At 34.7% G+C, this 14,703-nt stretch carries 10 protein-coding genes and 1 CRISPR repeat array; all 10 genes read right to left on the bottom strand.

Annotated elements, in window-relative coordinates:
* Nucleotides 1-171: 171 nt before the first annotated feature.
* On the bottom strand, nt 172-1,686 hold the full coding sequence (locus GZH82_RS09730) for a BCCT family transporter (RefSeq protein ID WP_162682324.1): 1,515 nt from the start codon (nt 1,684-1,686) through the stop codon (nt 172-174).
* A 56-nt stretch (nt 1,687-1,742) separates the two neighbouring features.
* Nucleotides 1,743-2,753: a zinc-binding alcohol dehydrogenase family protein gene (locus GZH82_RS09735; RefSeq protein ID WP_162682325.1), complete on the bottom strand. Its 1,011-nt coding sequence runs from the start codon at nt 2,751-2,753 to the stop codon at nt 1,743-1,745.
* A gap of 265 nt (nt 2,754-3,018) precedes the next feature.
* A CRISPR array of direct repeats spans nt 3,019-3,646; the repeat unit is 36 nt; unit sequence GTTTTACTTCTTTCTAAATAAACATAGTGCTAAAAC.
* Nucleotides 3,647-3,835: 189 nt separating this feature from the next.
* Complete coding sequence (locus tag GZH82_RS09740) at nt 3,836-4,684, bottom strand: hypothetical protein (RefSeq protein ID WP_162682326.1); 849 nt, start codon at nt 4,682-4,684, stop codon at nt 3,836-3,838.
* The gene (cas2, locus tag GZH82_RS09745) at nt 4,681-5,046 is read right to left on the bottom strand and encodes a CRISPR-associated endonuclease Cas2 (protein ID WP_343236259.1); all 366 of its coding nucleotides are present in this window, start codon (nt 5,044-5,046) and stop codon (nt 4,681-4,683) included. Before cas2 ends, GZH82_RS09740 begins: the two co-directional genes overlap by 4 nt.
* A 6-nt stretch (nt 5,047-5,052) precedes the next feature.
* Complete coding sequence (cas1, locus tag GZH82_RS09750) at nt 5,053-5,877, bottom strand: type II CRISPR-associated endonuclease Cas1 (protein WP_238989554.1); 825 nt, start codon at nt 5,875-5,877, stop codon at nt 5,053-5,055.
* 40 nt (nt 5,878-5,917) lie between these two features.
* Entirely contained in the window at nt 5,918-9,922 is a 4,005-nt protein-coding gene (gene cas9, locus GZH82_RS09755) for a type II CRISPR RNA-guided endonuclease Cas9 (protein ID WP_162682328.1), read from the bottom strand.
* A 254-nt stretch (nt 9,923-10,176) separates the two neighbouring features.
* Nucleotides 10,177-11,388 carry a carboxylesterase family protein gene (locus GZH82_RS09760; protein ID WP_238989697.1) on the bottom strand — a complete coding sequence of 404 codons (1,212 nt, stop codon included), beginning with the start codon at nt 11,386-11,388 and terminating at the stop codon, nt 10,177-10,179.
* A 27-nt stretch (nt 11,389-11,415) separates the two neighbouring features.
* Nucleotides 11,416-12,543, bottom strand: coding sequence for an MFS transporter (locus GZH82_RS09765; RefSeq protein WP_457853003.1), 1,128 nt, complete (start codon nt 12,541-12,543; stop codon nt 11,416-11,418).
* A gap of 88 nt (nt 12,544-12,631) precedes the next feature.
* Nucleotides 12,632-13,051 carry a MarR family winged helix-turn-helix transcriptional regulator gene (locus tag GZH82_RS09770; protein WP_162682331.1) on the bottom strand — a complete coding sequence of 140 codons (420 nt, stop codon included), beginning with the start codon at nt 13,049-13,051 and terminating at the stop codon, nt 12,632-12,634.
* A 238-nt stretch (nt 13,052-13,289) separates the two neighbouring features.
* Entirely contained in the window at nt 13,290-14,693 is a 1,404-nt protein-coding gene (gene lacG, locus GZH82_RS09775) for a 6-phospho-beta-galactosidase (protein ID WP_162682332.1), read from the bottom strand.
* Between the last annotated feature and the right edge of the window lie 10 nt (nt 14,694-14,703).

Genomic DNA, 14,703 nt, shown 5'->3' on the forward strand with positions numbered 1-14,703 from the left:
ATTATTTCTGCATAATTATGTTTACAATTTTTTGCTTAAAAGAAACGTTGAAAAAGATACTGACAGTATTGAATCACAGTCAATCATTTGCAATCCACCTTTTACAATCAGACAACATTGAAAAAGAAGCGAAACTGTATCTCAACAATTTCACTTCTTCATGTTTAAAAGTTATTTTCTTTTACTTAATCGTGGTCGTTCTGCAGCAAGTGCTTTGAATAGTGACCAAACCATAAAGATAATCACAAAGGAAAATGGGAGTGCCGCAATAATTAATAAGTTTTGGATGGCTTGCGTTCCTCCTGTCAGTAACATAATGAGTGCGAAAAGTGCGAGCATGATGCCCCAACTGACTTTCACCCAACTGCCTGGATAATTGTCACCATTTGTACTGAGCATGCCGAGCACATATGTCGCTGAATCTGCTGATGTCACAAAGAAAATCATCACGACAACTAATGTGACAATACTCATTACGAAGCCAAATGGGAAATGTTCCAGCGTCGCAAAGGTTGCTGTCTCGATCGCTTCACCTGCGTTATTCGCAATACCATTATCTTGTAAATAAATGGCTGATGCACCAAATACTGCGAAGAAAATAAAGCAGACGAATGATGGTACGAATAACACGCCTACAATAAATTCTTTAATCGTCCGTCCTCTTGAAACACGCGCGATGAAAATACCTACAAATGGCGCCCATGAAATCCACCATGCCCAATAAAAGACCGTCCAGTTTTGAATCCATTGCGTCTTTTCAGGGTTATTAATCGTTAAACGTAAACTCATGTCGAAAAAGTGTGCAATGTAATTACCTAAACTATTCGTAAACATGTTCAATATGTAAAGCGTCGGTCCAATGATAAATACAACCACGAGGACTACAAAAGCAAGTATCATGTTAATATTACTTAACATTTTAATCCCTTTGCTTAGTCCAGACCATGTGGACCAAATAAATAATGCCGTCGCAATAATGATAATCAAAATTTGTGTCGTGAAATTGGCCGGAATGTTAAATAAGAAATTTAAGCCCTCACTAATTTGAAGTGCTCCGAAACCTAATGTCGCCGATACACCTGTCACCGTTGCAATAATCGCAAGTATGTCTAACAATTTGCCGAGCAGTCCTTGCATCCGTTTTTCACCGAACAGTGGTGTTAACGTCGCACTCACTAATCCAGGATAACCTTTATGAAAGTTGAAATACGCAAACGCTAATGCAACAATCGCGTAGACCGCCCATGCATGAATACCCCAATGGAAAAAGGCGAATTGTAAACTGTCATCAATAGCCGCTTGCGTTCCCGCTTGATGAATTGGTGTTGCAGTGTAGGCATGTGAAATCGGTTCAGCTGTCGTCCAAAAGACCAGACCTATCCCCATCCCTGCACTAAACAACATCGCAAACCATGATTTTAATGAAAACTCAGGCTCTTCCCCTTCTTCACCTAATGTAATCTGACTGTATCTTGAGAAGAGTAAATAAATGCATACCAAGAAAATGGCCAATAACAATAATAAATAATACCAGCTAAAATTTTGGCCAATCCAAGTGGTGATAGATTGCGTCGTTTGTTCCATCTGTTTCGGAAAAATCGCGCCAACTAGGACGAATAAACTACATAACAGTAATGAAATCCAAAAGACGACACTCACATGTTTCTTTTTCTCTGTTTGTTTCATGACTTTAACTTCCCCTTAATCGTTAGTTAAGAGTCATATTCCCTCTTTTGTTCAATTTATTCAACAATTTCAATGACAAGTTTGCCAATATGTGATTGGGCTTCCATCATTTCATGCGCTTTAAATACATTCTCAGGCGTTAAACCTGACAAAACTGAATTTAATGTCGTTTGATATTGACCTGAATCGACTTTTGTAGTCACATCTTCTAAATATTTGCGGTACATCCATTCATCTACACCATGAATCGCACGCGCAAACATAAACTCATGCGTAAACGTAATGCTTTTCTGTTTCAAAGCATTCAAATCTTGATCCTGATTAAACGCTACAATCGTCGCAATATGACCTCTTGGCTGAACTAAATCGATCATCACATCATAATAGTAGTCTGTATCATATGTACAGAAAATGTAATTGGGACACGACAAGTTTTGGTCATCAAACTGTTTAGCCAAGTCTTCTTGATGATTCAATACAATATCAGCACCCATTTTTTCAGACCAAGCTCTCGTTTCAGGACGAGATGCTGTAGTGATGACAGTCAGACCATACGCTTTCGCAATTTGTGTGACGATACTTCCAACACCACCCGCACCGTTAATGATGAATAACGTTTTTCCTTGATTCTCTTGAGGTTTTGGAGAAATATTGAATACATCGAACAATGTTTCGTAAGCCGTAATCGCTGTTAAAGGTAACGCCGCCGCCTCAGCAAATGACAATGTTTCTGGCATAAGCGCCAAATAATTTTCATTCACGAGCTGATATGTCTGATTGGAGCCATCTCGTTGATTCGATCCTGAATAATATACACGGTCACCCGGTTTGAAATCCGTAACCGCATCACCGACCACTTCAACCACACCTGCCGCATCAAAACCCAGTACACGCGCATCAGCATTTAACAGTGCCTGACGCATTTTCGTATCAACCGGATTCACCCCAGTCGCATGCACTTTGACTAAAATATCATGCGCCTCTGGTGTTGGGAGCTCACGCGATACTTTTTCAAACTTTTGACCTTCTGCTAATTGGAACGGTTGTCGTGCAATAATTGCTTCCATAGATTTCCCCTACTTTCTTTGTGTTTTTATGAACATTTGTGGTTATTATAACATGGAGGAGAAACAGGAGGCGTTGGGTGGCATTTTGTATGAGTAAGAAAAAATCCTCACATCCCTTCAGTTTGAGTTGAAGGCATAGTGAGGGGTGTAGGTGTGGCTCGCATAGGTTTGTATTGATTTGATTAAAAAATTCAGCATGGTATACCATCATTTTAAATCAATATAAGTGTTAAACAGATAACTAGGTTGAAATTGCGCTTTATCGTTTTACTTCTTTACTAAATAAACATAGTGCTAAAACAGAAAATCTATTTATAGCGAGAAGCCCCCTGTTTTACTTCTTTCTAAATAAACATAGTGCTAAAACACATTCTAATACCTAAAATCGCATAAATAGTTTTACTTCTTTCTAAATAAACATAGTGCTAAAACACGGTTGAAGATATTAAAGATGAGCTAGCCAGTTTTACTTCTTTCTAAATAAACATAGTGCTAAAACAATGCTCCAAAAGCAGAAAGCACAGATTCGGTTTTACTTCTTTCTAAATAAACATAGTGCTAAAACTCTTATCAATACTTCGATAGCGTTCGTTCAGTTTTACTTCTTTCTAAATAAACATAGTGCTAAAACAATGCTCCAAAAGCAGAAAGCACAGATTCGGTTTTACTTCTTTCTAAATAAACATAGTGCTAAAACCAACGTAACCACGACACAGATGCCGGCTTGTTTTACTTCTTTCTAAATAAACATAGTGCTAAAACATAGCCTCTGCAACTTCTTTATGCTTTATGTTTTACTTCTTTCTAAATAAACATAGTGCTAAAACTAAGTGTACTTATAGTGTGCTATTTCTTCAGTTTTACTTCTTTCTAAATAAACATAGTGCTAAAACCTCAAATCTAAAGGCACCAACTCAATACTTTTTCAAAATTGAGGCTTAGCACTATCAAAAGAAGTCAAACATTAAACTCGATTGATAAAGTTAACCCACATCATCACGAATAAAGTCACATAGTCATTACTTAATCGTTCATCGTTGTATTAACTTTTCTCTATCATATGATATTAAGTTTAGTATAACTTAATTGTAATGATTTATAAACTTAAAATACCGTTTAAACTCAGAAAGGTTTTCACCTACAAATTCGTGGTATGCGATCATGTGAGTCAATTGATAACTCACCATTTCATCTGGAATAAATAACGATAATTCTTCTTTTATTTTTTCAATGTCATGACACTCTTTATTACTTTTACAAAGAAATATGTTTTCTTCGTTAATGATGATAGAAGGATGATTGGTGAAAACAATCGTTGTGAAATGATACTTCTTTAAAAGTTGCATAAATACTTCTATATCGCGAATACCGAGGTGAGACTCCGGAAATAATACAATCAAAATGTTTTCTTTTGTTGAGTGAATGAGTAGATCAATGAATGCTTTTCTTTTATTTATTTCACTTAAATCCTCAAGCTCGTTATGAAAATCTAATCCAAACAATTTTAGCAATCTTCTCAACTTAAAAATCGATGGTTGCAATTCTATTTGATAGTCATCATCGTATATACCTAGCGTATTTTTTAAATCAATTAGACTTTGTTCAAACTTTAAAAATGAGTGATTTGCTTTTTCATAATTAATAATTTGTTCTTCAAAAATTTGATACACTTTTTCTTCTATCAATTTTTGCCCTAATAGATTTCTATCTCCACAATTCAAAATAATCGGATGAAAGTTTTTCGGGCTAATCGTCTCATAATCGTCTGATATAAAATGTGCAAATTGATTTTCTACGACAGGTTTATTCGTCATATAGTCCATAAAATCTTGTATAAAAGTTCCACACAGAGCAGTATCTTCAAAAGTTATAATATTTACACTTTCTTCTTTAATTTCGAGAACCTCTGTGACATGACTCGCAATTTTCATAATTCAATCACTCTTTCAGAACTTAAGCCTATTTGGCCTTTTGGAGGGGTTCCAACTAGATACTTCATATTTGAAAACTGATTTTCTGTTACAACCAACGCCTGGACTATTCCATTTGAAGGTACCACACTTTTTAATTTTGTGATTTGATGATTTAATGTAGAACTGTTAAAAATTAACTTACAATATATAGAGAATTGGAGTCTCACATACCCTTCATTCGTTAGAAATTTAACAAATTGCCGATATGCACGTCTTTCACTCGATGTCTCTACTGGTAAGTCGAACATTAAAATTAATCTCAAATATCTCACCTCAACATATATCCCCTTATTAATCAATTTTTCTTTTTTAAAATCCATGTTAAATTAATATGTCCAAGTTGGTATTTTTATAACTTCTATATCTCCACTTGACAAATATTTAAATAAACTGTCTACATAGATTTCTACAGCATTTAGAAAAAAATATCTTTTATTATCAACTATTAACCTTCTATTTAAAATATTCAGTATTGCTCTTTTTTGGTCTGTTTCAAATTGTTGCTCTACATTTTTTAAAACCAAATAATCTATGAGTGGTCTGAAAATCTCCATAAAGTCAGACGCTAAATTATAAATATTGAATTCATTACGGTGTTTGATGCCCAATTCAGTAAGATAGCCCTTACTTACAATCGTTCTTGCTACAATCGCTAATAATACTTGATAACCATAATCCATAGCAGCATTTTGAGCAGTGTCATCACCCCGTGCATGCCCATGGTCTAGTATGATGTTAAAATAAACTTTTGCCGCATGTCCTTCACGATTGGTACTATCATCTAACTCTACACTATTCACAAACGCGTCAAATAAGTCTGTACTACTTTCTTTAAAAAATTCTTGAACAACTTGCTTTTGATTTAAAATTTTGTATTTGACTAATAGCTGCCAAAGTTCTGCTTTTCTTTCACTTTTCCAGCTGATTTGATTTTGGATGAGTCTCACTTGTCTATGATGACCGTATAGGGGGAGTAAAACTGTATTCGGCAAATGTTTCGTATTACATAAAATCGTTACAATCTTCTGATCACTTAATGCATTCATGAGATGTCCAGTCATTGAAACGTTAGGGTGTTCAATGACTAGACACAGGATTTCATTTAAAGGAATACGACTTAAATTTTCACCTTTAACAATTAATTGATTCATTCTAAGTGACAATTTCGATTCTTTCGTTATGATTACTGTTCTAAAGCTCATTTCTAGACTCCGCTAATTTAAACAATGACTTAGGTTTCGTTGTTTTCAAACCTGAAATTGATGTATATGCGATTTTAACATCTCTCCCTTTTCCTAAAAATGCACGATTACTCATACTGTTTTTTCGACTTCCTATCTTTTCTGATCTTACTGCTGATGCTTTAACGACTTTAAATAATTCGTCTAATGCTTTTACAAAATCTTCATGACTTTGATTTGATTGAGAGAAAAGTGTTTTAACTCTTTCCTCTTTTAACGCACTGTTTAAATAATGGCGATATTCGTTCGTCACTTTTTCAGCTATATCATCATATACATTTACTAACTCTTCAACACTTGTTTCTTTATTGTTCAACGCATTGTATAAAGAAAGTTGTTTCTCAACAGTTAACTCGAATTGTTTTGCATTAATTACTTCATTGCTCGAAACAAAATAGCATGGATGATTATTAATGTATAACAAGTCACCTTTATTAAGTGAATAAACGATATGGGCATCTAATACCTCCTCTTTATTCTCACGTCGCGCTAAGTATAATGCTAGCTCTTTCTCATTACCATTTTTAAATTTATAAAAATCAAACACATAATGATCAATCATTTGATATTGCATTTTCACTTTTCCTTTTTTAGTCGCTGTTTTGATTGCGACGACAAATGTTTGATAAGTAGTGAGACTCGAATAAACTGCATCTGTACTTTTATCAGATTCATACTTTAGTTCTGCTGTTTTTGGCGATAGTGCTGTTTGTTTATAAAATTGTTGTGGTATATTTGCTAACTTTTTAGAGTAATTGATTTTAAAATGATTCATATCTAACTTGATTTTTGAAATAAGCCGTTCACCTTGGCTCACTTCCATTTTTTCGAGTTTTTTGAAAAAGAATAGTTCTCTCGTCTTTTGCTTCGTGTTGAACTCACCTAAAGCTTTCCATTTCTCTCTTACTTTCTCCCATTTAAAATTGAAATCAAATAAATCTACATTAGGATAAGCAAGTTGCGCTCCGTGATATACGACACCATTCAAATAGGCATCAATCGCGTGATGTGCATCGTTCATTTGACGTATTTTAGGAATATCAAATTTCTTTCTAAATTCAGTCACCATTTTCGCCTTCATTGGAATCACTTTTGCATCCGGATATTCTTCTTTAAGGAAATCTCTCACATGTACCGAAATCTGCCGCGTTTCGACGAGCTGACGTTGGATAAATCCCTCCTTGTCCATTGCATTAAATTCCGGTTTCATTAATTTATGCAATTTACTGTCACTAATTAATCCCGCTTTATTTAAACTTTTCCAGTAAGCGATTCTTTCATAGGGGTGATGAATAAATTGTAACGGGACTTGATCCCCTTTCGTTTGGTTCATAGCTTTAATAACTAACACTTTATTATCGATTGAATCATCTTTAATAAAGCTTCGTGGAATAATATGGTCCACTTCGTAATATTTTGTCGCATTTGAAGATAATAGTGTATCTAAATCTATACTTTTCCCTGAATACATACACTTACCATTTTGAGATAAGTACAACCATAACTTTTCTTGTTGTAACTGTTCATTATTCAATTTATTAGCGACGTCAATGATGTATTTGTATTCATCCACTGATTTTAATTTGTTTTTCTTAACATTGTCATCCCATAATTGTTTTCGACTTTTCTGTTTTTTACCTTTCTGTTGATCTTCAGTCGCAAATTCCATAATAATCTTTTCTGGTTCACCAAATATTGAAGTCAATTCTCTCACCAGTTTTATCGTTGACCAGATGCCCTTTTTCAATGCTGGAGAGGTTGCTAAATTTGCGATATCTTGGTATTGAATTGTGTTTGATTGCACTTGATTCTCTTCTTTTATAAAATTCTGAAAGCCATAATCATCATTTGTTAATATTTCCATAAAGTTTTCATCAGAATGTCTCAACAATTCAATTATAGAGTGGCCCTGATGCGAGTGCGTTAATAGTTTTTCACTCAATCTTCCCCAACCCGAGTAATTCAACTTTTTCAATTGATTGATTTGTTGTGACGTTAACTCTGGATAGTTCTCTTTCAATTTTTGGACTAATATCTTTTTATCTTCAAAAATAGTAATCCATTGAATGATTTCTTCAATTTGTGCTCTTTTATCATCAATATTTCCAAAAATTTTAGTCATGTCTTGATAGGAAGATAATTTCGATACAAACTTTTTATCATCTTGCGTTCCAAAAATAGACAGCCTTTCGCCGTGATTCATAAAATTTTCGCGATGATTCGAATTCAACATGATTTCTAAAAATTTGCTATGACTCACTGTTTTATACTTCTTAAAGATGTGTTCTACTGCAAATAATTTAATTTGAGGTATCAATCTGTATTTACGATTTTTTGGATCTGTTTGAAATCTTACCTGAATCGCATTCAATTCATTCAATAATTCCATTTCTTGATACAACAAACTATTTTTCGGCAACACATCTTCATTCATCAAATATGTACATTTATTCGTCATCCGTCTAATGAATTGAGTGGCACTTTTCGAACGATCCACAACTTCATCAAAGTTCCATGGTTTAATGGGTTCATTGGATTTTCTTTCCATCCAACCAAATTTTGCTGTTGCTTGGTCGTTAACAAGTGGCCCGACATAATAAGGGATTCTAAATTGAATGAGGCTTAAAACTTTTTCAATTATTTCATCAGTGATTTCAGCATGATACTTTTGTTGGTTTCTCAAAATAGTTTCAGCTTCATACAAACTGATTTGCATCGGGATACTTGCATTATCTGTTGTATTTAAAACTTTTAACAACGTGTCATTTTCCGCTTCAAAATATAATTCACTATCTTGAGGGATGATTTTTTTGAGTTCCTTGATAAATGATGAATATTGCTTTTTAGGTCGAATTACATATTGATCGAATAAACAGAGCGCACTGAAATTTTCGTCATTCGGAATCGCTTCATATTGTTTTAAACTTTCCTTACTCGAAACGAAAATCTTTTTAAATTGTACTTTCGTTGGATCCGCCTTATATACAATGTCTTTCACTTGTTTTAATTCATTTTTAAATTTATCGTAAGCTGCTACTTTTGATATGGCCATTGACTTATTCCCATTTAATATATCTTGAAGCGTAAACGACAAATAAATTTTGTTAGCACGCTCAATCAATTCCAATTGCTCTACCGTTAAAAATGACGTTAAGTTCTCCTCATAATTATCAGCAAAAGAATGCGATTGTTTCGCTTCTTTTAACTCCTCTGCATTGTCAGCATGATTAAATAGGTCACCTTCATTAAATTTAAGACCTAACAGCATTTTTGAAAATTGTTTAAGTTCTTTCTCAATTTTAACAACAGCTTTTTCCCGATCGTTTTTAGTCATTTCGTTATCTTGCAAAATATCAAAGATTTCCTTTTTCTTCTCATAATCAAGGTTCAATGAAATGTTATTGAGCTTTTCATATACCTCAATCAGTTCTACAAAATCCTCCATATTGTCATTGTTAGATAAGTTTTCGATATTTAAATAATTGAAAAGAAAGTGGCCTCTATATTTCACTAAATGGTATAACGCTATATAGATAAGTTCAGGCTCGAATTTTTCATCTTTTAATAAGAGTGCTTCTTGTAAATGATAAATCGTTGGATACTTTTTAGGAGCATAGCGTAAGAAGCTTAAAACCTCAGAAAGACTTTTGTTTTTAAAATCCATGTTATCATTTTTCCAAGTGAACTGTCTTTGAAATTGATAAAAGTTTGGATTTTGAACTAAAGGCGCCAAAATCTCTTGTAAAAGACCTAATCGTTTAATACGACGATTATTTCTTCTTCTTGCCGTTCGAAACTGTCTACGTTCTTGAGCTGTTAGTGCACCGTCAAATAAGTATACACCTATCGCATCTTTGTCATAGTACTTTAAAATGTTAAATTCTTTATCCATACACGCATAACCGACACTTCCCGTACCAATATCGAGACTTAAAATATAAGGTTTTTGAGCCATTTTGTTTCCCTCCACTTAATTTATATATGAATATTATCGCAAATAGTTTGATAATTGTGAACACTTATGATACTATCGATTTGAAGGTTTTACTTCATTCTAAATAAACATAGTTAAGTTAAAACAAGCTTAAAGCGTCAATGTAATATTTCATTAACACCCTACTGTGTCAGTGGGGGTTTTTTAATTGTAATAAAAAATCACAAAACACGTCTTAACCTATGCTAAAACATGTTTTGTGATTGAATTCGAAATTATGCTCTCATAAACTGCGCTACGTGTTGTTGTAACTGTCTTGAGGCTGCTTTTAATTTTTGATCTTTTGTTCCTTCAAGCATCGGGGCATTCGACCATTGTTCAAAGTTTCCAAATAAGAGTGGTAAATCGAAACAATGCGGTGCGCCAAGTCTGTCATTTCCCCCGTCAATGATTTGAAAGTGAACGTCACTGCCTTTATCTTCAAATTGCTGTAATAATGCTTTTGTCGGTTGTTCAAATTCCTCAACCCTCATTTTGTCAAGTTCATCAGCTATGTTACCATGTGGCTTAAATGCATTCATTTCATTTTGAGTCACCCAAGCCATCACATCTTTGTTACCACCTGATACTTTTACTGCCTGATCAATCAAATCTTTGGATAATTGTTCGCTTTCAATTGGAATAAAGCTTGTAGGAATACGACTGGGTTGGTGATGTGAAAGGTGTGTCATGACTTGATTTTGCGCATCTAAAATCTCTTGCGTCGTCGCAGTTGCCATTGTTTTGGGTGCTAAATAGTTTTGCAATTGCGTGGACAACTGTTGTGAACTAAGTGCGGTTAATGGCTTGATTTGACCTGGAAAGCTTGCGAGGATGGCTTTGTTAAATAAATGATGTGCATCAACATGACCTAGTAAAGCCGCTGTATACCATGCCCCTGCTGACTGCCCGCCTACAGTGATATTGTCAGAATCTCCACCAAAGTAATAAATATTGTTATGCACCCACGTTAAAGCGTTGATGATATCATTTAACCCGAGATTTTTCGGACCTTCTTCTGTTTGAAAGGCACCTAATGCACCAATGCGGTAATTGATAGTGACGACAACAATATCTTCATTTTCAGCTAAATGGTTACCGTCATACCAAGGGAGCGCACCTCCACCAGTCAACCAGCCCCCACCATGTATCCAAAAGAGGACAGGTTTGTTTTTAAATTGTTTCGAGCTAAAAATGTTTAAGTGAAAAGCCGCTTCTGATTGATTCTTTTCCTCTTGTCGACACCCCATCACTGTACTGAGACGATTCGGATTTTGTGGAAACACCCTTCCTCTCATTGAACAGTCTATTACCGTATCTAAGTCTTCCCATTTCAATAAGGACGAATACTGCAATCTGCCCTCATTTTGCGCATAAGGGATTTGAAAAGCTGCATAAGATTGATTGAATGCGCATACTTTAATTTGTTTATCATGAATCTGCATCATTTTCGCCAACGCCACACACCTCGCTTTTTAATGTTGAGAAAGTTGTTTACCGTAAATGTTTTTCATACGTTTACCATGTACGAAATAGTAAAAAATGAGTGTAAGTACGAGTAAAACACCCATACAAATATAAATATTGGCAAAACCGATTTTAGCCGTGAACATACCGAGCACAAATGGACCAAAACCGAGACCTACATCCAATCCAATGAAAAATGTGGCAGTCGCTAAACCGATTTTGTGAAACGGCACAACTTTTACCGCAACCGCTTGTAAAGTCGACGCTAAGTTGCCATAACCGATACCTGCTAAAATAGCCGAAACGAAAAACGCAATTGGATTTTGGGTAATACCAAGTAAAAATAGGCTGAGTGCAAATGAAATAAACGCTGGAATATTAACGACATTTTCATTGTATTCGTCCATCAATTGACCGGCGATAGGACGTGTCACTAATGCAGCAATCGCGTAAACGATAAAGTAATAGCTGGAAATGGATTCGAAGTGATTTTCTGTCGCAAAAAATTGAATAAATGACAGCAGTGAGGAGTAACCAACGGCAATGAGTAACGTGACAATGCCAACAGGTACTGCTTCAACAGCAAAATATTTATGAATGCTGAACTTTTGATGCGTCGCATGAACAGGTTGTTCAGCTTGAGGAAATTCAACATTAAGGAAGAAAACACTAGCGAAACTGATGACACCAATGACGATACATAACGTAAAAATGACTTCCATAGGATAGTGCTCTGAAAGGTATAAACCAAAAAACGGTCCAATAGCTGCACCGACAATCAAACTCAATCCAAACATCGCAATCCCTTCACCTTTACGATTTTCTGGTGTTAAATAACCAGCGACAGCACCCGTTGCAGTCGTCACTACCGCTGTCGCCATCCCATTGAGTATACGTACGATAATTAACAACATTAATGAACCTTCAACAAAATACAATGCTTGCGTAATCAGTAATAAAATCGACCCTACGACTAACAGCTTTCGAGGTCCAACATTATCAACAAATCGACCTGTCATAAAACGACCTAAAAGTGAACCAATAACGAATAATCCAGCAACTAATCCCCCAATACTATCAGTCGTATCAAATGTTTGTATGGTATATCTGGCCATCACGACCATTAGCAAATACATACATAAAAATACTAAAAAGTTAATAATAAAATTAACTACAAATTCCTTTGTCCATATTTTTGACCCCTGAGTAGACTCCATTCGGTACCTAACTCCCTTTCATACGATTTAATAATTGCTCCATAAACTGACATATGTGTTCAAAATTCTCATCGTTTTTAACTTCAGATAGAATTTTGTCATCCATCTCTAAAATACGTTTGTTGATCGATTGAAATAAAACTTGACCTTCTTTTGATAGTTCAATCCATTTATGACGTTTATCATTTTTATCCGTCGTCACCACAATCAATTGCTTTTCTTCAAAAACTTTTAAAATTTGATGTGTTGTCGATTTTTCAATAAAACGTCTTTTCGCTATCTCCACCAATGCAGTCGGTTGATGATAGCCAATATCTTTTAACACAAGCCACCGCGCAAGATTCAAGCTGTGTTCATTCAAAATAGGTTCTATTTTTTTAACATATGGCCTATATAGCGACAATGTTAAAGAAAAAAAGTCATTCATCGTATACCTCCTTTAATAGTTAGTTTACCTAACTATTAAAGTATAGTAATTTTAAAAGGAATCGTCAAGTTGTTAATTTTATATTTGGGTCTAAAATCATTTTTATTTATTGTTGCATACGAAAAATATGAATAAAGTTGAAATGGATACCTGTAGCAGCTCTGATTATGTCATTTATGATTTTTAAAAATGCATCAAAAAAACCAAGACCCGTTTAAAAGCCTTGGTTTTCATGTCACTATTCAATAATTTGTGTTTCTGCGAGTTTCTTATACCAATATGCACTCTTTTTCGGATAGCGTTCTTGTGTTTCAAAATCAACATAGAATAAGCCATAACGCTTTTCATAACCATTTGACCAAGAGAACACGTCCATTAACGACCAAATGAAGTAACCTTTCACATTGGCGCCATCCTCAATGGTATCTGCAATCACTTCTAAATGTTGTTTTACGTAATCAATACGCGCATCGTCTTGAACTGTATTATCAACAAAATCATCTTTGTAACCTAATCCATTTTCAGTGATATAGATTTTTTTATAATTCGGGTAATCATTTTTAACACGCATGATTTGATCATATAAACCTTGTGGATAAATCATCCAATCCCAATCTGTTCTAGGGACATCCACATCAAATTCACGTTGTCCGACCCCTTTCAGTTGATATTTTGAGCCACCTTTATCTCCTTTTGAATTATGCGTTATTTCACTTTCACCTTCAAAACCACGCATCCAATCACTCATATAATAATTAATACCTAAGAAATCATTTAGGTCTTTGGCAGCTTCTAATATTTCAAAATCTTCTTCTCTTAAGTCCAATTTACCACCATTCACGCTTAGAATATGATTGACACCCTCCATAGTCTTTTCGGAATAATGTCCTAAATACGTGGCGTCTAAAATGAATTTATTGTGAAGAATATCTTCTAATTCAGCTGCACGAACATCTTCAGGATTGTCCGGGTTAAAAGGATATTTTGTAGGTAAAGCATGAACAACACCAATTTCTCCTTGATGACCTTGTTCCTTAAATAAAACAACTGCTTTAGCATGTGCAACCATCATATTATGGTGTGATTGAAACACTTTTTCAAAATGATATTGAATACCCGGAGGAAATTTACCTACGAGATATTGCCCATCTCCAATAGGTCCGATTTCATTGAATGTTGTCCAATAATTCACTTCTTTAAACTCGTTAAAACAAAATTCAGCATAATCCACAAAATGTTGGATATTATCTCTGTTAAGAAAATCGCCATTCGAATGCAGAGTTTCTGGAGTATCGAAATGATGTAATGTTACGAAAGGTTCAACATTTCTTTTAATACACTCTTTAAAAAGACGATGATAATAATCTACACCTTGGGGGTTTACTTCACCGTAACCTGTTGGAAAAATCCGTGACCATGCGATTGAAATCCGTATACCATTCACACCAAATTTTTCACTTAACTCTAAGTCAACCGGATAACGATGATAAAAGTCACTCGCCGGCTCAGCTGTGTACCAATAGTTTTCTTCCAAATAAGTATCCCATGCTACTCTGCCTTTACCGTCAATATTTGTTGCACCTTCAGCTTGATATGCTGCTGTAGCACCGCCAAAAATAAAGTCTTTCGGTAACTTTTTCATTAGAATTTGA

Source organism: Staphylococcus sp. MI 10-1553 (genome assembly GCF_010365305.1).
In the GTDB taxonomy this organism is placed as follows: Bacteria; Bacillota; Bacilli; order Staphylococcales; family Staphylococcaceae; genus Staphylococcus.

Excerpts from the sequence above, each read along its gene's own strand:
- GZH82_RS09730 (WP_162682324.1), bottom strand. The coding sequence starts at position 1,686 with ATGAAACAAACAGAGAAAAAGAAACATGTGAGTGTCGTCTTTTGGATT.
- GZH82_RS09770 (WP_162682331.1), bottom strand. The coding sequence starts at position 13,051 with ATGAATGACTTTTTTTCTTTAACATTGTCGCTATATAGGCCATATGTT.
- cas9 (WP_162682328.1), bottom strand. The coding sequence starts at position 9,922 with ATGGCTCAAAAACCTTATATTTTAAGTCTCGATATTGGTACGGGAAGT.
- cas2 (WP_343236259.1), bottom strand. The coding sequence starts at position 5,046 with ATGGATTTTAAAAAAGAAAAATTGATTAATAAGGGGATATATGTTGAG.
- lacG (WP_162682332.1), bottom strand. The coding sequence starts at position 14,693 with ATGAAAAAGTTACCGAAAGACTTTATTTTTGGCGGTGCTACAGCAGCA.
- GZH82_RS09765 (WP_457853003.1), bottom strand. The coding sequence starts at position 12,543 with ATGTATTTGCTAATGGTCGTGATGGCCAGATATACCATACAAACATTT.
- cas1 (WP_238989554.1), bottom strand. The coding sequence starts at position 5,877 with ATGAATCAATTAATTGTTAAAGGTGAAAATTTAAGTCGTATTCCTTTA.
- GZH82_RS09760 (WP_238989697.1), bottom strand. The coding sequence starts at position 11,388 with ATGATGCAGATTCATGATAAACAAATTAAAGTATGCGCATTCAATCAA.
- GZH82_RS09735 (WP_162682325.1), bottom strand. The coding sequence starts at position 2,753 with ATGGAAGCAATTATTGCACGACAACCGTTCCAATTAGCAGAAGGTCAA.
- GZH82_RS09740 (WP_162682326.1), bottom strand. The coding sequence starts at position 4,684 with ATGAAAATTGCGAGTCATGTCACAGAGGTTCTCGAAATTAAAGAAGAA.